The sequence below is a fragment of the Rubellimicrobium roseum genome, from assembly GCF_006152145.1.
GTDB classification, from domain to species: domain Bacteria; phylum Pseudomonadota; class Alphaproteobacteria; order Rhodobacterales; family Rhodobacteraceae; genus Rubellimicrobium; species Rubellimicrobium roseum.
This window is the reverse complement of the sequence record NZ_VDFV01000036.1, coordinates 19,175-40,003: the sequence shown is the minus strand read 5'-3', so window position 1 is coordinate 40,003 and position 20,829 is coordinate 19,175. Positions and strand designations below refer to the sequence as shown.

The following is a 20,829-nucleotide window of genomic DNA, read 5'->3' as shown; positions in this document are numbered from 1 at the left end:
GGGCTCTGCTAATCGGCCGCGAGCCAGCCGCTTACCCCAGCCTGTCCTCGGTCAGAGTTTGCAACGGAGCCCCTGAACCGGCGCCCGTTGCCGCCTTGGAGCGTTCACTGCCCCTGGCCGAGCGAGTAGCCAGGCACGCCGTCGAAGCTGTAGAGGTGCTCGGTCTTGATGAAGTCCACTCCGGCGTGGTGGACGCGGCCCAGGAGCTCGAGCACCATAGGCTTGTTGAACTGCGCCCCCCCTTTGGCCAGGAAGCGGCAGCGCCAGTGGTCGGTGCAGAAGGTTTCGGGCAGGCCGCCGGGCCAGACCTTGACGCCGCGGTTGGTGATCATCGAGAGTTCGTAGCGCCCGTTAGCCGCGCCTTGCATCTTGGCGGCCAGCGCATCCACACCTTGGGTCGAGTGGACGAACACGTCCACGCCCACGAGCACCTTCTCGGTGGGCTTGCGCGGCGACGGCGCGCGCGCCGGGACCGGCGGGTTGCCCACGTAGGACACGGGCCTGAGCACCTGCGGCATCTGACCGAGCCGCGCGATCACCGCGTCGGCGAAGGCCTGGGTGCCGAGCCTCTCGCGCGAGGCGCCCTCGCGGAAGATGTCCTTGGTGTGGAGCCCCTCCTCGACCGTACGGAGCCAGGCGTTGTGGACGCGCTCGGCCACCTCGGGCTGGCCCACATGGACCATCATCATCACGCCCGCGAGCAGGAGGCCCGAAGGGTTCGCCGTGTCCATCCCCGCATGCCGCGGGGCCGAGCCGTGGATCGCCTCGAACATGGCCACGTGCTCGCCGATGTTGGCCGAGGCGCCCAGGCCCACGCTGCCCGTGATCTGCGCCGCCACGTCCGACAGGATGTCGCCGTAAAGGTTGGGCATCACCACCACGTCGAAGGCCTCGGGGCTGTCGGCGAGCTTGGCCGCGCCGATGTCCACGATCCAGTGCTCGTTCGCGATGTCGGGGTATTCGGCCGCCACCTCGTCGAAGACCTTGTGGAACAGGCCGTCGGTCAGCTTCATGATGTTGTCCTTGGTGAAGCAGGTGACCTTCTTGCGGCCGTGCGCGCGCGCATAGTCGAAGGCGTAGCGGACGATCTTCTCGCAGCCGGGGCGCGAGATGAGCTTGAGGCACTGGTAGACGTCGTCGGTCTGGCGGTGCTCGATGCCGGCGTAGAGGTCCTCCTCGTTCTCGCGCACGATGACCACGTCCATGCCGGGATGGCGCGTGGCGATGGCCGGTGCGTAGGAGGCGCAGGGTCGCACGTTGGCGTAAAGGCCCAGCGTCTTGCGCACCGTGACGTTCAGGCTCTTGAAGCCGCCCCCCTGGGGTGTCGTGATGGGCGCCTTGTAGAAGACGCGCGTGCGCCGCAGGCTGTCCCAGGATCCAGGCTCGATCCCGGCACTGTGGCCGGCAAGGTAGACCTTCTCGCCGAGTTCCACCTCCTCGATATCGAGTCGGGCGCCGGCGGCCTGGAGCACCCGGAGGCTGGCCTTCATGATCTCGGGCCCGATGCCGTCGCCGCGGGCGACCGTGATGCGGGCTGCGCGGTTGGCGCCGTCCGCCGTCAACGCTCGGGTATCGTGAAGCTGTACGTTCATGGCTGGCCTCCCTGTTGCCGTGCTTGACTTGGGGACTCGACCAAGATTGGCGAAATTGATAATGAAAAGAGCAACGATTTCGGAGATCAATGGATGGCGGTTCCCTCGACGGTCGATCCCGAGCTCCTGCGCGCCTTCGTGGCGGTGGTGGAGTGCGGCGGCTTCAGCCAGGCCGCGGGGCGGCTGCTACGTGGACAGTCGGCTGTGTCCCTCCAGATCAAGCGGCTGGAGGAGTGCCTTGGTGTGCGGCTGCTCGAGCGCAGCTCGCGGCGAGTGCAGCCGACGCCCGAGGGCGAGTTGATCCTTGGGCGGGCGCGGCGCATCTTGAGCCTCCACGAGGAGCTGATCGCGCGGGCACGAGAGCCCGAGCTGTCGGGCGTGGTGCGCCTGGGCGCGCCCGAGGACTTCGCCACGACGCGCCTGCCGCGGCTCCTGTCGAGCTTCGTGCGGGCGCACCCGCGCGTGGCGCTGGAGGTTACCTGCGAGCTGACGCTGGATCTGCTCGCGCGGTTCGACGCAGGCGGGCTGGACATCGCGCTGGTGAAGCGCGAACCGACCTTCGGCCTGGAGGGCACGCGGGTCTGGCGGGAGCAGTTGGTTTGGGTCACCGGGGACAAGGCGGTCGTCGATACCGGCGGGCCCCTGCCCTTGGTCTGCTCGCCCATTCCCTGCGTCTACCGGGGACGGGCGACGGCGGCGCTCGACGCGCAGGGGCGGCCTTGGCGGGTGGTCTACAGTTGCGGCTCGCTGGCCGGGTCACACGCGGCCGTACGGGCAGGGCTGGGGGTGACGGTGCTGCCCAAGGACATGGTGCCCGTGGACCTGACGATCCTTGATGAGGCGGTCCTGGGCCTGCCGTTGCTCAAGGACACGGAGATCGCGTTGGTCTCAGCCCCCACGCTTGCTCTCACGGCTGAGCGGTTGCGAGACTTCATCATCCGGGAGCTAGAGCATGGAGGCCCGCGGACCTGACGGGCAGGACCGCGGGCCGGCCGTGACGCGCCCTCCCTTGCGCGCCAAGGCCCGGGCCCCGCTGGGCGGGTGCCCGACTGGGGCGCCGCTACACGGCAAGCACCCGGACGATCTCTTCGAGCTGGAGGATCGCCCGCTTCATGTAGAACCCCTGGAGCACCAAGTGGTTGGCGAAGATGCTGTCCTCACCCGCGCCATTCATCACGATCATAGGCTGCAGTTGTCCGGCATACTCGAGGCTCTGCATGGCCTGCGCCCACAACGCGCTGACCCCCCGCTCCTCGATGACGCCCGCGAAGTCCTCGCCCAGTGCCTCAAGCATCAGCGAGTAAGCGTAGACCATGCCCATGTTGAGGTAGAAGACGTCGTCCACGCGGGTGTCGAAGAACGAGACGTCAGCGCGCTGGTACTCGCGCTCGATCATCGCCGTGCGCGAGCCGAGGTCAGCGGCGACACGCGCCAGCGTGACTGAGAGCGCGTCGGCACGCCGTTCGAAGACCGCTTGGCCGGCCGCCACACGCGCGTCGTAGGCGAGGAGCGCCCGCACCGCCTCACGGTACTGCGCTTCGCTGGAGACGGTGGGCAGCCACGTCTTGCGGAAGTCGAAGATCCACACGTCGCCGGGGAACTGCAGGAGCCCCGTCGCGCGCTCCAGGTCGGGGTCGGCGCTGGAGGATCCCCGGGCGCGGCCGATCTGGTCGAAGAACTGGAACGAGACCTGCGCCGTGGCCCGTAGGATGCCCTGCTGGAAGTTCATCGCGTTGTCGAGGAAGGCGTCGGGACCAAGGGGGTCGTTCACCGTCCATTCGTGGACATTGACCTCGCGGTCCACTAGGCCGGCCGCCATGGCGACCGCCGCGCTGCCACCCTCGACGGCGACGGGCGCGACGAAATCGGGGTCGTTGTCGATCCGGTGCGAGAGCAGGCCCAGGAGACCGAAGTACAGCATCGCCAGCGTGGCGAGAAGCAAAAGAGTGCGCTGCGCCACCGCAACCGGTCGGCCACGAAACCACCAGCGCAGCGGCATGAGGAGGTAGCGTCTTGGCGCGGCTCTGGGCGGCGGCTCGGCCGGGCCGACTGACTGGATGACCATGGGAAGCGTCATGGTGTCTCACCTCGGGAGGGTTCAGGGACGCAGGGCGCACACCCTTGCAAACGCGCCAACGGCCTTCTTCATCCATGTCAGGGCCACGGGGATGAAAGCGCCACGGTGCGCGTATGTGATCGGAGAAAGCCCAGGAGGTGGAGCAAGCCGATGGCCAAGCCCGACGTCGTGGACCAGTTGCCCGAGCACGTAGCGAGCTTGCGGCGCTATGCGCTGGTACTGACTCGGAACCGCGAAGACGCCGAGGATCTCGTGCAGGAGTGCCTCGTGCGAGCCATCGCCGCGGCCGACACCTGGCGGCCCGGAAGCGATCTGCGCGTTTGGCTGTTCCGCATCCTGCACAACCTGCACGTCAGCGGGCTTCGCAAGCAGAAGGTCAGGCGAGAAGCGACGCTGGTGCTGCCCGAGGCTGCCGACGGCGGGCAGCACGCGAGGCTTGAACTCCAGCAGACTCTGCGTGCGCTCGATACCCTACCTGAGGAGCAGCGTCAGCCGATCATCTTGGTGGCGCTTCAGGACATGAGCTATGCCGACGCCGCAGCCTCGCTCGACGTGCCAATCGGCACCTTCATGTCTCGCCTGGGGCGGGGACGGGCCGCGATGCGCCGAATTGTGAACGGGTTAGCGAACGCCAAGAAGATCCGGCTAGTGGCGTGAGGGAGCATACGACGATGGACAGGACCCATTCGATGGACATCGACGAGGCGGACCTTGTCTTGAACGCTTACCTGGACGGAGAGCTCGGGCCCGAGGAGGCCGCAGAGATGGAGATGCGCCTCCTTGCGGAACCCGAGGCTCTTGCCGAGTTCGAGGCTTACCGTAGCCACCGGGACCTCCTGCGCGAGGCCGCGCGCCTGCCGGCGACCGAGCCGGCGAACCTTCAGACCGAGGCCCTGACCCGCGAGTTGAGCCAGCGGCTCCGGAGGGTGCTGCGAGAGCCGACGGCGACCGGTGCAGCCACGCCGATCTGGGATCAGTTGCTCGCGCCCATGCGTGCGGCCGCTGTCGTGCTCCTCGTGGTCGGCAGTGCGGCGGGAGGCTGGATCGGCCACGTGTACGTGGCCGGAGGCGTCGGTGAGCTGCCGGGCTACGTTCAGGAGGCCGTCGGCGCCCACCAAGTCTTCGCCGTCGACGCGATCCGGCCGGTCGAGTTCCCGGCCCCAGCGAGCGAGGAAGCCTTGGCCTGGGTCTCGGCCAAGCTTGGGCAGAACTTGGTGATCCCCAACCTCGAGCCCCTAGGCGTTGAATTCGTCGGCACCCGACTGCTCGGCACCAAGGAGGGGCCGCTCGCCCAATTCCTTTACGAGGACCGAGCCGGGCAGCGCTTGTCGGTCACGATCGCTCCGCATCCGGCCGATCAACCCGTCGAGGAGTTCCAGACCGCTGGCGTGGCGTTGGTGGACGGCGTCGTGGGCTACTGGCGCGACCTCAAGCTTGACTACGCTGTCGTGGCTGAGGCCCGAGACGTTCCTCTCGAGGCGATCGCGACCGAAGTCAGGCGCTCACTCTCCTTTTAGCCGCCTAGCCCGGCAGCCCGTTGACCGCCATCGAGCCGCTGTTCCATCCAGCGGGGCGAAGGGTGTCGGTCGGCGGGTCATTCCGACCGGCCTGGCAGGCTGTTCTCCGGGTCGAGCATCGCCACAGGGGTCCGCTGCCGCCTAGCGGCTCGACCGAAGGCCTGCCCCCTCCCCGCCGCAGAATTCGCTCCGTGCCGGGATTAAGGTCGGCTCCCACGCGTCCTGTCATGTGATGGCGGGCGCATCAGCGACCCGCTCAGCAGCCAGAAGGAGCCGCAGGTGGTCGACACCCACTGGACAATCCGGGACCATTCAGGATGGCTCGCGGTGCTCAAGGCGCGCGCACCGGGGATCCTCCCGACGCATGACCTCGGCGTCGTAGCCCAGTCCGCACGCCGCCTCGGCCGCAGGGGCTTCGCCGCCAGGCGCGGCCGAGGCGGCGAGCTGCAGTCCCTGGTCCGCCACGGTCTGCACGAGGCAGCCCAAGCCGCGGGCGAGCTGGCCCGGATCAGCCGGGCTCGCGCCACACAGGCCGTTGCCGCAACCCGTGCCGAGCTTCCCGGAGCACCGGCGCGGCTTCTGTCAGGCGCCGCGCGCGCCATTGATGCGGCGGGCTTCAGCCCCGTGCGCCGCCTCCTGTCCCAGCACCCCGGTCTCGCCTTCGCGGTCGGGATGCCGCTCCTCATCTCGTCGCTCTTCCTCGGCTTCTGGAAGGGCGAGAGCGCGTTCATCCTTGCCCTCTGGTGCGCGGCGGTGAGCTTGGTGTTCGCCAATCACGCCTTGCGCGACCCGACCGAAGGGGACGCGGACCCTGCCACCCCCTCAGCAAAGGAGTCTCCTGCATGAACACCCCTCTTGCCGACCGCCGCCTGCCTGGGGTCGTGCTCCTAGCGGCGGCGATCCTCCTTCTCCTCAGCCCGCTGCTCTTGGGAGTCGGCGGCTACGGCGCCGCAAGCGCCTACGTCCTCGGCGCGCTCGGCGCTTCGCTCGGAGCCAAGCTCCTGTTCTTCCCGTCCCCTTCGGACGGCTGGCTGGCTGCCGTCGCTGGGGCTCTCGTGATCCTGACGCCCGGGATCGCAGGCTTCGCCGCCGATCGCGAGGCGCTTGGGTCGCACGCCACCCTTGGCCTCGTGGTCCTCTTGGCCGGCATCTGGACGATCCGAAACAGGCGCCTGGGCAACGCGGCGACCGACTCGGACAGGTCCCGAGCCGCCCGGAACGGCAACGACGGCGCGCTCAACACCTGACAGCGCTCAAGGGTCGCGTCCTATCACGGTGGACTTGGAGAGCCGGGCTCCTCCGGCAGTCACGCTGGCCGCGGAGATAAGCACTCTGGCTCAACGCGAACCCTCCTTCTTTCCCGGTGTCCGAGCCTTGCAGTCACGCTCGTGATGCCGGTGCTGATCTCGTCGCTCTTTGCTCGCCTTCTGGAGCGGCGTGAACGCGACGAACTTGGGCTTCTGGTGCGTAACGATCAGCCTAATCCTCGCTGACCCAACTTTGTGCGAGATGCTCAGGGACGACGCGGGTTCCGACAACCTGCCATCAAGGGAGATCTCAACATGAAGAAGCTTCTGCTCGACCCTCGCATGCCTGGGGCACTCGCCCTTGGAGCTGCGGTGCCCCTGCTGCTCAGCCCACCCGTCCTGGGGTTCGCCGACACGGCGGCCACGAGCGCCTTCGTCCTCGCGGCGCTCATCGCCGTGATTGGCGCCAGGACCTTCGCCCGCCCTGCGGCCTGGGAGGGCTGGATCATCGCGGCCGTTGGCTTGATGACCTTCGCCATGCCTTGGATCATGGGCTTCGGAGCTGTCGCCATGGCGGTCTTGGCGCACAAGGCGGTGGGCGTGGTCCTGCTAGCGGCGGGTGCCCTGGCGCTCTGGGAGGGACGTCGCACCGACAAGGACGCGAACGCAGGCATCGGGCCTACCCCCTATGAAGGCAAGGGCAGCGCCGACGTCGGTTAGGTGCTCAGGGGCGTTCCTCCGCTCGTAATCCTGGATCACGGGATCGGGAGACGCATGTAATTGAGCGTGAGGTTTGGACGTCAGCATCGATCAGCACCCATGGTCGATGCTCTTGGGCCACACGGTTTCGATGGACCTGTGCCCAGGCTTGGATGTCCAGACTTCGGCATCGGCAGGACACCCTGATCGATGCCTTCGGGTTGCACGGTAGCAATGGACGTGTGACTCGGCGTGGGGTCCGGGCCCCTCTGGCAGCCAAGAGGCTGCGATGTCGGACCCCATCCATTCGACCGCCTAGAGCGGCGCAATGAGAGGGGTCTTCAATGCTGCACCAGCAAACAATCGTTTCTGCCCGGGAGGTCAAGCCTCAGCTCGAACTGGAGCGGCCGCAAGAAAAAGCTCCGGCAGAGACAAGAGACACGAAGGACCGGCTTCGCGGCCTCATGGGCCGGCTCCTCAAAGCCCTCTTCCGCGTCGAAGTCCACGGCCTCGAGAACTACCATCAGGCCGGGCCGCGCTTCATCATTGTCGCGAACCACGTGTCCTATCTCGACGCGCCCCTCTTGGCGACGCTGCTGCCCGAGTTGCCGACCTTCGCCATCTCCAAGAACGTTGCCCGGCGCTGGTGGGTCCGGCCCTGGCTGCGCCTCGTGCGGACCATCGGCGTGGACTTCGGCAGTCCCATGAGCTTCAAGCACATGATCCACGAGGTCCGGCAAGGCCGGCCATGCATGATCTTCCCCGAGGGCCGGCTCACGCAGACGGGCGGGCTCATGAAGATCTACGGGGGTCCCGCCTTCGTGGCCGACAAGACCCTGGCCAACGTGCTGCCCATCCATATCGAGGGCGTGCAGCACAGTCTGTTCAGCGCCCTAGGCGGGGTCCTGCGCCGCCGCGTGCTGCCCAAGGTGACGATCACGGTCGGCGCGCCGCGCCGGCTGAACCTGGACGGGCCGGGGCGTGGTCGAGACCGCCACCGCCGCGGCAGCGCGCAGATCGGTGACATGCTGGCGGAGCTTTCCGTCCAGGCGCGGCCGCGCAACCAGACGCTGTTCGAGGCGATGCTCGCGGCCCGCGCCGCACATGGCGGACGGCAGGCGAGGATCGAGGACCTGGACTGGGACCCGATCTGCTATGATCGCCTGGTGCTCGGCTCGGTGATCCTGGGCCGGAAGCTTGCTGAGCGAACCCGGCTCGGCGAGAGGGTGGGGATCCTGCTGCCCAATGCGGTGGGCTGCGTGGTGACCTTCTTCGCGCTCCAGGCCGTCGGCCGGGTGCCGGCCATGCTGAACTTCAGCGCCGGCAGCGCAGGGGTACTGGGCGCCTGCCGCCTGGCGGGGGTGCGGCTCGTACTGACCTCCCGGCGCTTCGTGGAGAAGGGCAAGCTCGAGGCGACGGTGGCCGAGCTCGGGCAGGCCGTCGAGGTGGTCTACCTCGAGGACCTCCGCGCCTCGGTCGATCGGCGCGCCAAGCTCCGGGGGCTGTGGGACGCCGGTCGTGCCCATCGGATGCACGCCCTGCACCGGCCTCTGCCCAAGGATCCAGCGGCAATCCTGTTCACCTCGGGCACCGAGGGGGCACCCAAGGGCGTGGCGCTGAGCCACGACAACATCCTCGCGAACTGCGCGCAGGTGCGGGCGCGGATCGACTTCACGCCGCGCGACAAGGTGTTCAACGCCCTGCCGATGTTCCACTCCTTCGGCCTGACGGCGGGGATGGTGCTGCCGGTGATCTCGGGCGTGCCGCTGTTCCTGTATCCCTCGCCGCTCCACTACCGGACCATCCCCGAGGCGCTCTACTGGACGCGCTCGACGATCCTGTTCGGGGCCGACACGTTCCTCGCGGGCTACGGCAAGCACGCGCACCCCTACGACATGTCGTCGTTGCGCTATGTCTTCGCGGGAGCCGAGAGGCTCCGACCCGATACGCGGGCGCTCTGGGCCGAGAGGTTCGGCATCCGCATCCTCGAGGGCTACGGCGCGACCGAGACGGCGCCGGTGCTGGCGCTCAACACGCCGATGCATCACGAGCCGGGCTCCGTCGGGCGGCTCCTGCCGGGGATCCAGTGGCGGGTCGTGCCTGTCCCAGGCGTCACCGCGGCCGGCGTTCTGCACGTAAAAGGGCCCAACGTCATGCTGGGCTATGTCCAGCCCGAGACGCCTGGCCGGTTCCTGGCTCCGCCTGACGGCTGGTACGACACCGGCGACGTCGTCGATATCAACCCGCAGGGCTTCGTGACCATCCGCGACCGCGTCAAGCGCTTCGCCAAGGTCGCAGGCGAGATGGTGGCCTTGGGCGCGGTCGAGGAACTCGCGGCCCGGCTTTGGCCCGAGGATCGGCACGCCGCCGCGGCCCTGCCCGACGGGCAGAGGGGCGAGCGCGTCATCCTGCTGACCACCGCCGCGGACGCCACGCGGCCGGCACTAGCTAGGGCGGTGCGGGAGCATGGGCTGTCCGATCTCGTGGTGCCGCGAACCGTCGCGACCGTGCCGGAGGTACCGCTGCTGCCCACCGGCAAGGTAGACCACCGCGCCGTTCGGGCGCTGGCCGAGAGCAAGGGGAGGGAGCTGGCGTGAACGACGTGAGCCTTCACCGTGATCCCGCGGCGCGTGGGCCCTGGCATACGCTGGAGGCCGACGAGGCGCTGGCTGCGCAGGGCAGCGACGGCGTGAAGGGCCTGTCCTCCGCCCGCGCCACCGACCGCCTGCGGCAAGCGGGACCCAACGAGGTCCAAGACGGCGGCGAGCGCACCGTCTGGCACATCCTCTGGGAGCAGGTGTCCTCCGTGCTGATCCTGATCCTCGTCTTCGCAGGCGGTCTAGCCGCGGTGCTGGGCAAGCAGGTCGACGCGATCGCCATCGCCGCAATCGTGCTCCTGTTCGTGGTTCTGGGGGTGGCACAGGAGTACCGCGCCCAGCGTGCCGTCGCCGCGCTCAAGCAGATGTCCTCGCCCCAAGTCCGCGTGGTGCGCGACGGCCGGGCGCAGGACGTCTCTTCGCGCGAGCTCGTGCCAGGCGACTTGGTGATCCTGGAAGCGGGCAACGTCGTGCCAGCCGACTGCCGCGTGATCGAGAGCCTCTCGCTCCGGGTGCAAGAGGCAGCGCTCACAGGAGAGTCTGAAACCGTCGAGAAGACGGAGGCGGCGCTGATCCGGAGCAACCTGACGGTCGGCGACCGGCTCAACATGGTGTTCCTAGGCACGGCCGTGACCTTTGGGCGCGGCCGGGCGCTGGTGGTCGAGACGGGGATGCGGACCGAGCTCGGCCGCATCGCCTCCATGATCCGCTCGGTGCGCCACGAGCCGACTCCGCTCCAGCGCCGGCTCGACCGGCTAGGCAAGGTGCTGGCAGTCGTCGCAGTCGCCATTGCAGCGGTCGTCGCCATCGCGGGCTGGATGCGAGGCGAGGACGTGTCGCTGGTGCTGCTCACCGGCGTGAGCTTGGCTGTGGCTATTGTGCCTGAGGGGCTACCGGCGGTGTTGACCTTCACGCTTGCGCGGGGCGGACAGCGGATGCTCCGGCGCAAGGCGCTGATCCGCAAGCTCCCAGCGGTCGAGACACTGGGCTCGGTCACGGTCATCTGCTCGGACAAGACCGGCACCCTTACTCAGAACCGCATAACGGCGACACAGCTCGCGACCGCCAGCGGGTGGCATGACCTTCGAGGGCGCGTCGAAGGCGATGAGCCAGATCTACTTCTTATGGGGGCGGCCCTGTGCAACGACGCCGATCTGCGGGACGGCAAGGCGGTGGGCGACCCCACGGAGGCCGCGCTTCTCGTGGCAGCGGCGGGCCACCGCTTGGAGAAGGCGCGGCTGGAGAAAATCTTGCCGCGCGAGGCAGAGATCGCTTTCGACAGCACCCGCAAGAGGATGACCACCGTCCACCGAGTCGAGCCCGGGGGACGAGTCTTCCTGGGATTGGACGTCGATGCGCTCTTCCTGACGGTCACCAAGGGTGCCGCCGACGCACTCCTGCCGCTCTGCTCGGGGGTCCTTCAGGGCAACCGCATCGTGGCCATGGATGATGCGGCGCGACAGCGGATGATCGATGCCAACGACGGCTTCGGCCTCCAGGGAATGCGCGTGCTGGCGCTTGCGATCCGACCGCTGGACGCGCTCCCTGAGCGGCTGATGCCCGAGGCGCTCGAGCGAGACTTGGTGCTTGTGGGGCTCGTGGCCATGATCGATCCGCCGCGGGCCGAAGCGGCCGAAGCGGTCGCGGTCTGCGCCCGGGCGGGCATCCGGCCCGTGATGATCACCGGCGACCATCACCTCACCGCGCGCAAGATTGCCGCCGATCTGGGCATCTGCCGCGAGGGAGATCGGGTGGTCACGGGGATCGAGATCGAGCGCATGTCCCCGGCCGAGCTCGAGGCCATCGTGGACGAGGTGGCAGTCTTTGCCCGAGTCTCGCCCGAGCACAAGCTCCGGATCGTGGAGGCGCTCCAGCGGCGCGGGCACGTCGTCGCGATGACCGGCGACGGTGTGAACGACGCCCCCGCGCTTAAGCGCGCCGACATCGGCGTGGCAATGGGCTCGGGGACGGACGTGGCTAAGGAGGCCGCGGACATGGTTCTCCTCGACGACAACTTCGCCACCATCGTGGCGGCGGTCGAGGAAGGCCGCGTAGTGTACGACAACGTCCGCCGCTTCATCCAGTTCTCGGTGGCGGGCAACATCGGCAAGGTGCTCACGGTGGCGGTGCCGCCCTTCCTCGGGCTGCCGCTCCTGCTCGCGCCGGTGCAGATCCTGTTCTCCAACCTCCTGACCGACGGCCTCCTGGGCCTAGGCCTGGGAACGGAGAAGGCGGAGAAGGGGAACATGGAGCGCCCGCCCTACCGGCCACAGGAGGGCGTGTTCAGCCGCGGCGTGGGGCTGCATGTCGCCTGGCTCGGTGCGCTCATCGGAGCCATCACCATCGGTGCGGGATGGTGGGCCTGGAGCCTGGCCATGGCGGACGGGCTGCTCACGCCGGTCGAGACTCTCTACATCTCGACGTTGGTGTTCTCCACGCTGGCGATCCTGCAGATTGGCCGCGTGCTGGCCGCCCGGTCCTTCCGGCAGTCGGCCTTCGCCCTCGGCCCCTTCGGCAACCCGACGCTGCTCGCGATGATCGCTGTGGCGCTGGTGGCGCAGCTGGTGGTGGTTTACTGGCCGGGAGCGCAGCCCTTCTTCCACACCACCGACATCGGCCTGACGGGCCTCCTGATTGGCGTGGCGGCGGCTGTCACAGTGCTTCTGGCGACCGAGGTGGAGAAGGGGTTGCGCCGCCGCGCCGAGGACGACCCCGCGCAGGAGCCCGGGACGGGGAGGCTGGCGTCCCAGCGCCCGGCGGCTCGGCTGCAGGATACCTGAGCCCTTGGGCCGGGCGGGGCACTCGCCCGCCCTGGTCGGGACCGCCCTGCGGCCCGGGCGCCCGCGCCGACCCCGGGCCGCGACATCGAACCGCGTCCCAGGCCCCCGGCCCCCGGGGCAGCCCGATGGGCCGGGCCGTCCCCACGATCCATAGGAGCCCTGACAATGACGAAGCACCAGATTATCACGGCCGCCAAGGACGCCCCCGCCCCGGAGGCCGCCGAGGCCCGGCCCAAGGCTGTGCGCGCGGGGTCGCGGACCCGGCCGGGGGACTATCGCACAATCGCCGTGCACCTGAGGGCCTGCGGGAACCGATCCGAGCACATCGAGGTCGCCATGCGGCTGGCCCACACCTTCCAGGCGAGCCTCACGGGTGCCCTTACGCTGAGGGGCGTTTCGGTGCCCCAGGCGTTCTGCCGCCCTGAGGCCCTCCCCGCCGACCGCCTGGAGCGGGCGGGCAGGCTGGCGGCCGAGGCGGAGAGCCGCTTCCGGGAGGCCGCCTTGGCGCGGCGCCTCCCCGTAGGCTTCTTCGACGCCGAGGGCGACGCGGCCGAGATCCTGAGCTATGTCGGACGGCTCCATGACCTTCTGGTGGTGGAGCAGACGGACCTTGGCCGTGACGAGATCGGTCACGTCGTGCCCGAGCACTGCGTCGCGGGCACGGGCCGGCCGGTGCTGGTCGTGCCGTTCCGTGGAACCTTATCCCTCGGTGGGGCGGCATGTGCTCGTGGCTTGGAACGGTTCACGCGAGACCACCCTGGCCGTGCAGCATGCCTTGCCCTTCATCCGCCGCGCAGAGCGGGTTACGCTGCTCGAGGGCACAGGTAAGGAGCGCTTCCCCTCGGTGACCCGATGGCCGCTGGTCAGCATGGAGGGCTACCTCATGACGCAGGCGGAACGGATCCGAAAGATCATTCTGCCCGGCTCGGAGGGGGACGCGGGTGCGGCGATCCTCCGCGCGGCGGCGCAGTCGGGGGCCGATCTGGTAGTGATGGGCGCCTATGGTCGATCCTGGCTGGCCGAATGGGTCCTGGGCGGGGCCACCCGGCACGTGCTCCGCCACGCCTGCGTGCCCCTGCTCATGGCCAGCTGACCGGCACAGGGCGCAGGCCGAATAGGCTCGCGGACGCCGCGGCCATCAGCTCGACAGCAGGCTCGCGAGCAGCAGGGCCGCCAAGGCGGCGCTCGCGACGGCCCCGACCGCCCAGATATGGGCTCCGCGCTCCAGCGCCGCGAGTTCGGCGCCCCTCGCAAGAGCCGTCCGGAGGAGGTCTCGCCGGGGCGTCCGCCCAGCCGCGGTGGGGGCTGCGGCCGGGGGCCGGCGCCAGCCGGCCGCCCCGGCGCCGAAGGCGAGCAGGTCGCCCGCCGGCACCAAGGGCGTGGGCGAGGAGCCCAGAAACCAGGACAATCCCAAGCCTAGAGCGACGCCGACGCCCAGGGGCCAGAGGCTGTCGACGATGGTAGGGGCCGTGAGGCTGGAGGCTAGCCCCTCGGCTGCGGGGGCCCAAGCCCAGACGGCGAGAGCCGAAAGCAGCACGCTCGCCAGCCAGGGCGCGAGGGTCCCCGGCTTCTCCTCGCCGGACCTGCCCCCCATCAGGGCAAGAAAGCGGACGAGGAGGAGGGCGGTCGCGGCGCTGCTCACTGATAGGAACGGATCGAGCCAAGCCGGCCCGAGGCCGAGATCCTTGACGGCGGCCTTGGCCACGGCGCCGCTCGTCAGCGGCAGGCCTATCAGGGCGGCCGCCGGCAGGCCGAGGCCGATCATCCGCAGCCAGCGCCCCAGGCCGGCGGCGGAGCCCGGGGCCAGAGCCGTCCCCAGGAACAGCGCCGCCTTGGCGAAGCCATGGTGGAGCGTGAACAGGAGGGCCGCCGCCACCGCCGAGCCGGCGAGCGCCGGATCGGGTGCGGACAGGGCGAGACCCAGGCCGATGGCGATCAGCCCCATCTGGCTGATGCTGGAATAGGCGAGGAGCGCCTTGGGGTTGGTCTGGAGAACGCCGACGGCGACCCCGTAGAGGGCGCTGGCCGCCCCGAGCAGGATCAGGCCCTCCCCCGCCCCTGGCAGCCCCGGCAGGGGCAGGAAGCGCAGCGCGCCCAGGAGGCCCACCTTGATCATCGCGCCGCTCAGGACCGCGCTCGCCGGGACGGGCGCGGCGGGATGTGCGAGCGGCAGCCAGACATGGAGCGGCACGAGCCCCGCCTTGATCCCGAAGCCCAAGGACAGCAGCGCCAGGGCGAGGCCGGGGATGGCCGCCCGCCCCGGCTCGAAGGGCGCGCCCGCGGCGGCGACGGCGAGCACGAGGCCCGAGAAGAGGGCAAGCTCCCCCAGCACCACGAGGACGATGTAGACCCGGCCGGCGCGCAGCGACCCCGGCGTCCCGTCATGGACCACGAGGCCGTAGGACGCGAAGCTCATCAGCGCGAAGGCCGCGTAGAAGCTCAGGGCATCCTGCGCGACGGCGGTGCCCAGGTTGCCCGCCATGGCAAGCAGCAGGAGCGCGGCAAAGCGCCCCCGGCGGGGGTCCAGGCGCAGGTAGAAGAACGCGTGCCAAGACCCGAGAAACCACAGGCAGGCGAACAGCGCCAGGAAGACGCGGCCGACGCCGTCGAGGCCCAGGCGCGAGTCGAGGAGCAACCAGGGGATGCGGACACCCACGTCGCCCTCGATGAGCAGGGCCGCGGCCAAGGCGGGTAGCGGAGCCAGCACGGCCAGCGCAGGGAGCCAGGCCCGCAGCCCCCGGAACGCCCCGAGCGTGCCGAGGAGCAGGGGAAGAAGCGGCACCAGCAGCACCAGCCAAGTCGCCGTTCCCGCGCTCACTGGATCAGCCCTCCCGGCAGGCCGGGGATCTCCCCGGTGGCGATGAACCGCGCCCAGCCCAGCGGGCTGATGGGGGCGCTGGCGAGGAGGCCCGCGGCGGCGACCAGAAGGCCGGTCGCGAGCGGGGGAAGAAGAAGCATCCAGGGAGCCTCGAGCCGAGCGCCGGGGGGCGGCGCCGGCCAGGGCTCCGGGGGCTCGCGGAACCAGGCGCGGTGCAGGATGGGCAGGAAGTACGCCGCGTTGAGGGCGCTGCTGCCCAGCAGCACGGCGACCACCCAGGGCGCCCCAGCGTCGAGGCCGCCCGCGGCGAGGTACCACTTGCTCACGAAGCCCGCGAGCGGCGGCACGCCGATCATCCCCAGCGCCGCCACCGTGAAGGCCCCCATGGTCCAGGGCAGGCGCCGGCCTACGCCGTCGAGCCCGCTCACCTTGTAGACGTGGAGGGTCTCGGCGATGTTGCCCGCGCACATGAACATGGTGATCTTCATCAGCCCCTGGTGGATCAGGTGCATGAGCCCGCCGATGGCGGCGAGCGGGCTGAAGAGCGCGGTGCCGAGGACGACGTAGGAGACCTGGCTCACCGTCGAGAAGGCGAGCCGCTTCTTGAGGTCGTCCTGCCCCAGGGCGCGAACCGAGCCGTAGAGGATCGTGAAGGCCGCCAGGGCCGCGAGCGGGGTGGCGACGCCGAGCCGGGTGGCCAGCTCGATGCCGTAGATCTCGTGGACGACCCGGATGATGCCGAAGGCTCCGGCCTTGACCACCGCGACCGCATGGAGCAGCGCGCTCACCGGGGCGGGGGCGACCATGGCGATGGGGAGCCAGCCGTGGACCGGCACCATGGCGGCCTTGACCGCGAGCCCGCCCACGAGGAGCAGGAAAATGGCGACCAGCGTCGCCCCGTCTAGCGTCGTTCCGGCGAGCACCCCTTGGGGCACGAAGTCGAGCGTCCCCGCCGCCGCCCAGAGCCAGGCCGTCCCCGCCAGCACCAGCACGCCGCCCCCCAGCGTATAGGCGAGGTAGATGCGTCCCGCGCGACGGGCCTCCGGGGTCTCGCGGTGGACCACGAGCGGGTAGGTTGCAATGGTCAGGAGCTCGTAGAAGAGGAGAAAGGTGAGGAGGTTCCCTGCCATGGCGATGCCGATGGTGGAGGCCACGCAAAGGCTGAAGAAGCCGAAGAAGCGGCTGCGGTTCGGCGCGCCATCGAGGTAGCCCACGGCATAGATCGTGGTCAGCAGCCACAGGGCCGAGGACAGGGACACGAAGAGCACGGCCAGCGGATCGGCCCGGAGCACGAGGTCGATCCCCGGCACGAAGGGCAGGCGCGCCTCGTAGGCCGCGCCCCGGAAGCCCACCCGCCACGCGAGCCAGGCCACCAGCGCGAGCTTCAGCGTCGCCGCGCCGAGGTTGAGGAGCGTGCGCGTCCGGACCCGCTCCTCGGGCAGGGAGAAGATGATCGGGCTCACGAGGAGAGAGGTCCCGAGGATCGCGAGCGGCAGCCAGGCCTCCGTCATCCGCCGGCCCCCACCTGCAGCACCATGAGGGGCCAGGTCGCGACGAGGCCCAGGAGGATCGCCACGGCCGCGAGGGCGAAGGGCACGAGGTCGATCAGCCGCGCCGTGATCCCGGGGGGCGGCGCCTCGGCCTCGACGGGGTCGTCGGGCTGGGCCGCGAAGAAGCGCACCAGGACGCGGAACATCGCGGTCGCCGAGAGCAGCGTCCCCGCCATGATCACCGCCGTCCAGAGCGTGAAGCCACCTTCGAGGCTCGCTTGGAGCAGGAGCCACTTGCCGACGAAGCCGCCGCTGGGCGGCAGGCCGATCAGGCTGATGGCGGCCAGCGCCAGCGTGAGCTGCGTCGACCGGGGCAGCTTCGCCGAGCTGGTGAGCGCGCGGATGCGGTCGTGCCCGAGCCGGTCCTGCACGATCTGGCAGCACAGGAACATGGCCGACTTGGCGAAAGCATGGGCCAGCGCCAGCATCGCCACGCCTTGCCATGCAAGCCCCCGCTCGGTTCCGTCGAGCGGGAGGGCCAGGAACAGGTAGCCCACCTGAGCCACGGTCGAGTAGGCGACCAGGAGCTTCAGCCGCTCGGCCAGGACGGCCTGGAGCGAGCCCCAGAGGATCGCGCCGGCGCCGAGCAGGCCGAGGAGCAGTCCCGCGGCCTCGGTCGCGAGGCCCGTGGGCCCGAAAAGGTCGAACCACAGGCGCAGCACGAGGTAGACGCTGGCCTTCACGACCAGGGCCGAGAGGAGCGCGCTCGCCGAGGCGGCGGCGTTCCCGTGGGCGGGGGGCAGCCAGAAGTGGAGGGGAAACAGCGCCGACTTGAGCGCGAGCCCCGCGAGCATGACCGTCATGGCGAGCTGCGCGACCGGCTCGGGGCGCAGCAGGGATTGGGCGGTGCCGATGTCGAGCACCCCGTACCGGGCGTAGAGCAGCGCCACGCCCAGAAGGTAGAGGAGGGAGGCCAGGAAGCCCACGAGGAGGTAGCGCATCGCGGCCGTGAAGGCCTCGGGCTTGCCGGACAGCGCCGTCAGGCCCACGGCGGCAAGGCTCACGATCTCCAGCGTGACGTAGAGATTGAACTGGTCGGCCGACAGGTAGAGCGCGTTGAGCCCACCCAGGAGCAGGAGCCAGAGCGGCCAGAAGGCCCAGGGCGCGGCCGTCCCCTGCCGGGCCGGGGGCAGCTCGCTCGCCATCGTGCGCAGCGCCTGCGCCGCCACGCCCAGGCCCACGAGCCCGGTCATCGCCAGCATGAGCGCCGCCAGGCCATCCGCCTTGAGCGCGATGCCGAGAGGCACGGCCCAGCCGCCGATGGACTGCTGGTAGGGCGCGCCACCGGCGACCTGCAGGAGCAGCATCACCGAGGACAGCGCCACCCCCGTCGTCGCGGCGAAGCCGATGCGGTCGGCCTGGCGCTCCGCCACGAAGGCCAGGGCCGCGCCGAGGAGCGGCAGGAGGACCGTGAGGACGGCCCAGTCGGGCGCCGGAAGCGCGTCAGACATCCTCGGACCGACCACCCGAGGCGTGGACCCGCCGCGCGAGCGCGAGCGCGAGGCCCGTCGCGCTGACCGCGACGACGATGCCGGTGAGCACGAGGGCGTGCGGCACCGGGTCGGGCGGCGCGTCGGGGCCGCGATAGCCCAGGGCGACCAGGATGACGAACAGGCCGGTGCCCAGAAGGTTCACGGCGATGATGCGCCGCAGCAGGTCCTGCGCCACGATCAGGTGGTAGAGCGACAGGCTGAAGAGACCGGCGCCGACCAAGGCATGCCAGAGTGCTGCGGTCATGGATCCGCTCCGTCGCGGGAGGCCGGACGCCCGCCCTGGAACAGCACCATGAGCGTCAGGGCGATGCTGACCGTGAGCGCCGCCTCGATTAGCAGGATCAGGTTCTTGGCCTGCGCGGGGGGGTACTCGAGAAGGGCCGCGCCCCGCAGGCTCACCCCGACCGCCACCGCGATGAACACGGCGAGCCCCATGACCAGGGCGGCGCGCAGCCAGGCCCGGTCCGCCTGCCCTGGGGCATCCGGAACCCCCGCCAGGAGCAGGAACAGGAACGCGGCCGACAGCGCGGCCCCGGCCTGGAAGGCACCCCCTGGCGCGAAGGAGCCGAGCCACAGGAGGTATCCCGCCAGGATGCAGAGGAACGGCACGAGCAGACGCAGGAGCGCGAGGAACAGGGGATCGTCCCTGAGCGGTGTCAGCGCGGGCGCGCGCGGGCTCAGCATCCAGACGCCCACCACCGCGACCAGCAGCACCGCCACCTCGAGCAGCGTGTCGTAGGCGCGGAAGTTGAGCAGCACCGCCGTGACGGGATTGGTCACGCCGCTCTCGGGCAGGCGCTCGAAGACGGGTCCCGCAAGGCTCGGCCGTGCGCCCCAATCCACCAGAGACAAGGCCCAGGCGAGCGCGGCGAACGTTCCGAGCGCGAGGGCCGCGGCAAGCGCCCGGATCGGCCGGGGGGCGTTTCCGTCCGAGGGGGGCAGCATCGGCCGCATCCGCAGCAGCAGGCCGCCCGTGAGCGCCGCGCCGATGGACGCCTCGGCCAGGGCCACGTCGGGCGCGCGCAGGCGCACCCAGAGGAGGGCCACGACACCGCCAAAGGTGACGAACAGCATCAGCATCCGCGCCTGGTCGCGGGTGCCGAGCGTCGCCGCTGCGAGGCCCAGGGTAAGGAGGCCCAGCACAAGGTCCAGAGCCGAGATCAGGAGGCCGCTCATGGCGGCGGGCTCCTGGAGTTGGAGCCACGGCGCGCATGCCGGGCCACGAGGTATCCGGAGGTCGCGCTTCCCAGGAGCACCACGATCCAGACCAGGAGGATCTTGAGCGCGATCCAGAGGCTGTCGGCCAGCACGATCGCGCCCAGGGCGATCAGCCCGAGGCCGAGGTTGTCCGCCTTGGTGAGTGCATGGAGCCTGGTGAAGACGTCCGGAAAGCGCAGCAGCCCCACCGTGCCGCCAAGGAAGAAGAAGGCCCCCGACCCGAAGAGCGTGGCCGCCACGATCTCGGCCCAGCTCATCGCCGGTCCTCCCGCGCATTGGCATAGGTGGCGACGAAGACCGCGGTGGTCACGCCGGCCAGCGTCGCGAAGACCAGCGCAAGGTCGACGAGACGCGGCATGGCGAGCGCCTCCGACATGAGCAGGGCCAAGGCGGTCAAGTTGCTGCCGAGCAGCTGGAGCCCCAGCATCCGGTCGGCGTCCGTGGGCCCGATCGCCACGCGCACGAGACTGCCGCCCATGAGAAGGACGAGGACGACCGCGACGCCGAGGGCAATGGCGGTCATTGCAGCTCCAACCCGAATAGCCGAGCCACCCGCCGTTCGAGGTCCTCGATCCCCTCCCGCGGGGCGGCGCCGGCATCCACGGCGTGCACGACGACCTGGTCCCCGTCCAGCTCGGCGCTCAGGGTGCCCGGGAGAAGGGTGATGGCGTCGAAGAACAGGACCCGCGCGGCGCCGGGTGGCAGGCGAGTCCGGTAGGACAGGAAAGCGGGAGCAATGGGCAGGCTGGGGCGGAGCGCCCGCAGGGCCACGTCCCAGCTGCCGAGCAGCGACTGCCCCAGAAAGAAGGGGGCGAAGCGAAGGACACCAAGGGGTGAGCGCACCCAGTTCGTCGATGGCGGCAGGAGGCAGGCGAGCCAGGCACCCAGAAGGATGGAAGGAACCCCGACGATCCAGCTTCCAGGGTCGACCTCGTTGAGCACGACCCACAGCGCCGCGAGGATCAGCGCCACGACTGTGAAGCGAGCGGCCCCGAACCTCCGGCCGGCGCCCACGGGGGTTCCGGAGAGGGGAGGCTGGGCGGGCACAATTGTTTCCATCCTGCACGACCATAGACTGCCCGTTTCGGTTGGGCAAGGACTTGAACGGGAGGTGGCGGTACTTAGATGCCGGCTATGGGGTCCGGGCCCCTCTGGCGGTGATGCCACCGCGATGTCGGACTCCTCCGGAGGTCAGCCGTGCGATCGGCTCAGTCGAGGAGGCTTCGACATGCTGCCATGCA

The 20,829-nt window shown here is 70.0% G+C and carries 20 protein-coding genes; 10 read left to right on the top strand and 10 right to left on the bottom strand.

What is annotated here, in order from left to right:
* Positions 1 to 104: 104 nt before the first annotated feature.
* Positions 105 to 1,592 carry an NADP-dependent isocitrate dehydrogenase gene (locus FHG71_RS17385; RefSeq protein WP_139082967.1) on the bottom strand — a complete coding sequence of 496 codons (1,488 nt, stop codon included), beginning with the start codon at positions 1,590 to 1,592 and terminating at the stop codon, positions 105 to 107.
* A gap of 93 nt (positions 1,593 to 1,685) precedes the next feature.
* Here FHG71_RS17385 and FHG71_RS17380 point away from each other — a divergent pair, with 93 nt between their 5' ends.
* On the top strand, positions 1,686 to 2,564 hold the full coding sequence (locus FHG71_RS17380; protein WP_139082966.1) for a LysR substrate-binding domain-containing protein: 879 nt from the start codon (positions 1,686 to 1,688) through the stop codon (positions 2,562 to 2,564).
* An 88-nt stretch (positions 2,565 to 2,652) separates the two neighbouring features.
* Here FHG71_RS17380 and FHG71_RS17375 read toward each other — a convergent pair whose 3' ends face one another.
* Positions 2,653 to 3,669: a DUF2333 family protein gene (locus tag FHG71_RS17375; RefSeq protein WP_139082965.1), complete on the bottom strand. Its 1,017-nt coding sequence runs from the start codon at positions 3,667 to 3,669 to the stop codon at positions 2,653 to 2,655.
* 150 nt (positions 3,670 to 3,819) lie between these two features.
* Between FHG71_RS17375 and FHG71_RS17370 the strand changes: the two genes are divergently transcribed.
* The 9 genes from FHG71_RS17370 (at position 3,820) to FHG71_RS17335 (ending at position 13,602) form a co-directional block, all read left to right on the top strand.
* On the top strand, positions 3,820 to 4,326 hold the full coding sequence (locus FHG71_RS17370; protein ID WP_139082964.1) for a sigma-70 family RNA polymerase sigma factor: 507 nt from the start codon (positions 3,820 to 3,822) through the stop codon (positions 4,324 to 4,326).
* 14 nt (positions 4,327 to 4,340) lie between these two features.
* A complete protein-coding gene (locus FHG71_RS17365) occupies positions 4,341 to 5,186 on the top strand; it encodes an anti-sigma factor family protein (protein WP_139082963.1) in 846 nt (281 codons plus the stop codon).
* Positions 5,187 to 5,465: 279 nt separating this feature from the next.
* Entirely contained in the window at positions 5,466 to 6,032 is a 567-nt protein-coding gene (locus FHG71_RS17360; RefSeq protein ID WP_139082962.1) for a hypothetical protein, read from the top strand.
* Positions 6,029 to 6,433, top strand: a complete 405-nt coding sequence (locus FHG71_RS17355; RefSeq protein ID WP_139082961.1) for an SPW repeat domain-containing protein — start codon at positions 6,029 to 6,031, stop codon at positions 6,431 to 6,433. The genes FHG71_RS17360 and FHG71_RS17355 overlap by 4 nt, the downstream gene beginning before the upstream one ends.
* 315 nt (positions 6,434 to 6,748) lie before the next feature.
* Positions 6,749 to 7,153: an SPW repeat domain-containing protein gene (locus tag FHG71_RS17350; protein WP_139082960.1), complete on the top strand. Its 405-nt coding sequence runs from the start codon at positions 6,749 to 6,751 to the stop codon at positions 7,151 to 7,153.
* A 443-nt stretch (positions 7,154 to 7,596) separates the two neighbouring features.
* Positions 7,597 to 9,729: an AMP-binding protein gene (locus tag FHG71_RS17345; protein WP_139082959.1), complete on the top strand. Its 2,133-nt coding sequence runs from the start codon at positions 7,597 to 7,599 to the stop codon at positions 9,727 to 9,729.
* Positions 9,726 to 12,509, top strand: coding sequence for a cation-translocating P-type ATPase (locus FHG71_RS17340; RefSeq protein ID WP_218014136.1), 2,784 nt, complete (start codon positions 9,726 to 9,728; stop codon positions 12,507 to 12,509). The genes FHG71_RS17345 and FHG71_RS17340 overlap by 4 nt, the downstream gene beginning before the upstream one ends.
* 165 nt (positions 12,510 to 12,674) lie before the next feature.
* Positions 12,675 to 13,337, top strand: a complete 663-nt coding sequence (locus FHG71_RS24360) for a hypothetical protein (protein WP_246045498.1) — start codon at positions 12,675 to 12,677, stop codon at positions 13,335 to 13,337.
* Positions 13,219 to 13,602 carry a universal stress protein gene (locus tag FHG71_RS17335; protein ID WP_246045497.1) on the top strand — a complete coding sequence of 128 codons (384 nt, stop codon included), beginning with the start codon at positions 13,219 to 13,221 and terminating at the stop codon, positions 13,600 to 13,602. The genes FHG71_RS24360 and FHG71_RS17335 overlap by 119 nt, the downstream gene beginning before the upstream one ends.
* Positions 13,603 to 13,647: 45 nt before the next feature.
* Here FHG71_RS17335 and FHG71_RS17330 read toward each other — a convergent pair whose 3' ends face one another.
* The 8 genes from FHG71_RS17330 to FHG71_RS17295 are packed head-to-tail and all read right to left on the bottom strand — an operon-like array spanning position 13,648 to position 20,635.
* A complete protein-coding gene (locus FHG71_RS17330; RefSeq protein WP_139082957.1) occupies positions 13,648 to 15,327 on the bottom strand; it encodes a complex I subunit 5 family protein in 1,680 nt (559 codons plus the stop codon).
* Positions 15,324 to 16,838: a complex I subunit 5 family protein gene (locus FHG71_RS17325; protein ID WP_139082956.1), complete on the bottom strand. Its 1,515-nt coding sequence runs from the start codon at positions 16,836 to 16,838 to the stop codon at positions 15,324 to 15,326. The genes FHG71_RS17330 and FHG71_RS17325 overlap by 4 nt, the downstream gene beginning before the upstream one ends.
* Entirely contained in the window at positions 16,835 to 18,328 is a 1,494-nt protein-coding gene (locus FHG71_RS17320) for a complex I subunit 5 family protein (RefSeq protein ID WP_139082955.1), read from the bottom strand. Before FHG71_RS17320 ends, FHG71_RS17325 begins: the two co-directional genes overlap by 4 nt.
* A complete protein-coding gene (locus FHG71_RS17315) occupies positions 18,321 to 18,614 on the bottom strand; it encodes an NADH-quinone oxidoreductase subunit K (protein WP_139082954.1) in 294 nt (97 codons plus the stop codon). The genes FHG71_RS17320 and FHG71_RS17315 overlap by 8 nt, the downstream gene beginning before the upstream one ends.
* Positions 18,611 to 19,546 (bottom strand): hydrogen gas-evolving membrane-bound hydrogenase subunit E, encoded by a 936-nt coding sequence (gene mbhE / locus FHG71_RS17310; RefSeq protein WP_139082953.1) that lies wholly within the window; start codon positions 19,544 to 19,546, stop codon positions 18,611 to 18,613. The genes FHG71_RS17315 and mbhE overlap by 4 nt, the downstream gene beginning before the upstream one ends.
* The gene (locus FHG71_RS17305; RefSeq protein ID WP_139082952.1) at positions 19,543 to 19,845 is read right to left on the bottom strand and encodes a cation:proton antiporter; all 303 of its coding nucleotides are present in this window, start codon (positions 19,843 to 19,845) and stop codon (positions 19,543 to 19,545) included. The genes mbhE and FHG71_RS17305 overlap by 4 nt, the downstream gene beginning before the upstream one ends.
* A complete protein-coding gene (locus FHG71_RS17300; RefSeq protein ID WP_139082951.1) occupies positions 19,842 to 20,111 on the bottom strand; it encodes an MrpF/PhaF family protein in 270 nt (89 codons plus the stop codon). The genes FHG71_RS17305 and FHG71_RS17300 overlap by 4 nt, the downstream gene beginning before the upstream one ends.
* Positions 20,108 to 20,635 (bottom strand): Na+/H+ antiporter subunit E, encoded by a 528-nt coding sequence (locus tag FHG71_RS17295; RefSeq protein WP_218014135.1) that lies wholly within the window; start codon positions 20,633 to 20,635, stop codon positions 20,108 to 20,110. The genes FHG71_RS17300 and FHG71_RS17295 overlap by 4 nt, the downstream gene beginning before the upstream one ends.
* Positions 20,636 to 20,829 lie beyond the last annotated feature (194 nt).

Coding starts and splice junctions, on each gene's coding strand:
- FHG71_RS17385 (WP_139082967.1), bottom strand. CDS start 1,592: ATGAACGTACAGCTTCACGATACCCGAGCGTTGACGGCGGACGGCGCC.
- FHG71_RS17380 (WP_139082966.1), top strand. CDS start 1,686: ATGGCGGTTCCCTCGACGGTCGATCCCGAGCTCCTGCGCGCCTTCGTG.
- FHG71_RS17375 (WP_139082965.1), bottom strand. CDS start 3,669: ATGACGCTTCCCATGGTCATCCAGTCAGTCGGCCCGGCCGAGCCGCCG.
- FHG71_RS17370 (WP_139082964.1), top strand. CDS start 3,820: ATGGCCAAGCCCGACGTCGTGGACCAGTTGCCCGAGCACGTAGCGAGC.
- FHG71_RS17365 (WP_139082963.1), top strand. CDS start 4,341: ATGGACAGGACCCATTCGATGGACATCGACGAGGCGGACCTTGTCTTG.
- FHG71_RS17355 (WP_139082961.1), top strand. CDS start 6,029: ATGAACACCCCTCTTGCCGACCGCCGCCTGCCTGGGGTCGTGCTCCTA.
- FHG71_RS17350 (WP_139082960.1), top strand. CDS start 6,749: ATGAAGAAGCTTCTGCTCGACCCTCGCATGCCTGGGGCACTCGCCCTT.
- FHG71_RS17345 (WP_139082959.1), top strand. CDS start 7,597: ATGGGCCGGCTCCTCAAAGCCCTCTTCCGCGTCGAAGTCCACGGCCTC.
- FHG71_RS24360 (WP_246045498.1), top strand. CDS start 12,675: ATGACGAAGCACCAGATTATCACGGCCGCCAAGGACGCCCCCGCCCCG.
- FHG71_RS17325 (WP_139082956.1), bottom strand. CDS start 16,838: ATGACGGAGGCCTGGCTGCCGCTCGCGATCCTCGGGACCTCTCTCCTC.
- FHG71_RS17320 (WP_139082955.1), bottom strand. CDS start 18,328: ATGTCTGACGCGCTTCCGGCGCCCGACTGGGCCGTCCTCACGGTCCTC.
- FHG71_RS17315 (WP_139082954.1), bottom strand. CDS start 18,614: ATGACCGCAGCACTCTGGCATGCCTTGGTCGGCGCCGGTCTCTTCAGC.
- mbhE (WP_139082953.1), bottom strand. CDS start 19,546: ATGAGCGGCCTCCTGATCTCGGCTCTGGACCTTGTGCTGGGCCTCCTT.
- FHG71_RS17305 (WP_139082952.1), bottom strand. CDS start 19,845: ATGAGCTGGGCCGAGATCGTGGCGGCCACGCTCTTCGGGTCGGGGGCC.
- FHG71_RS17300 (WP_139082951.1), bottom strand. CDS start 20,111: ATGACCGCCATTGCCCTCGGCGTCGCGGTCGTCCTCGTCCTTCTCATG.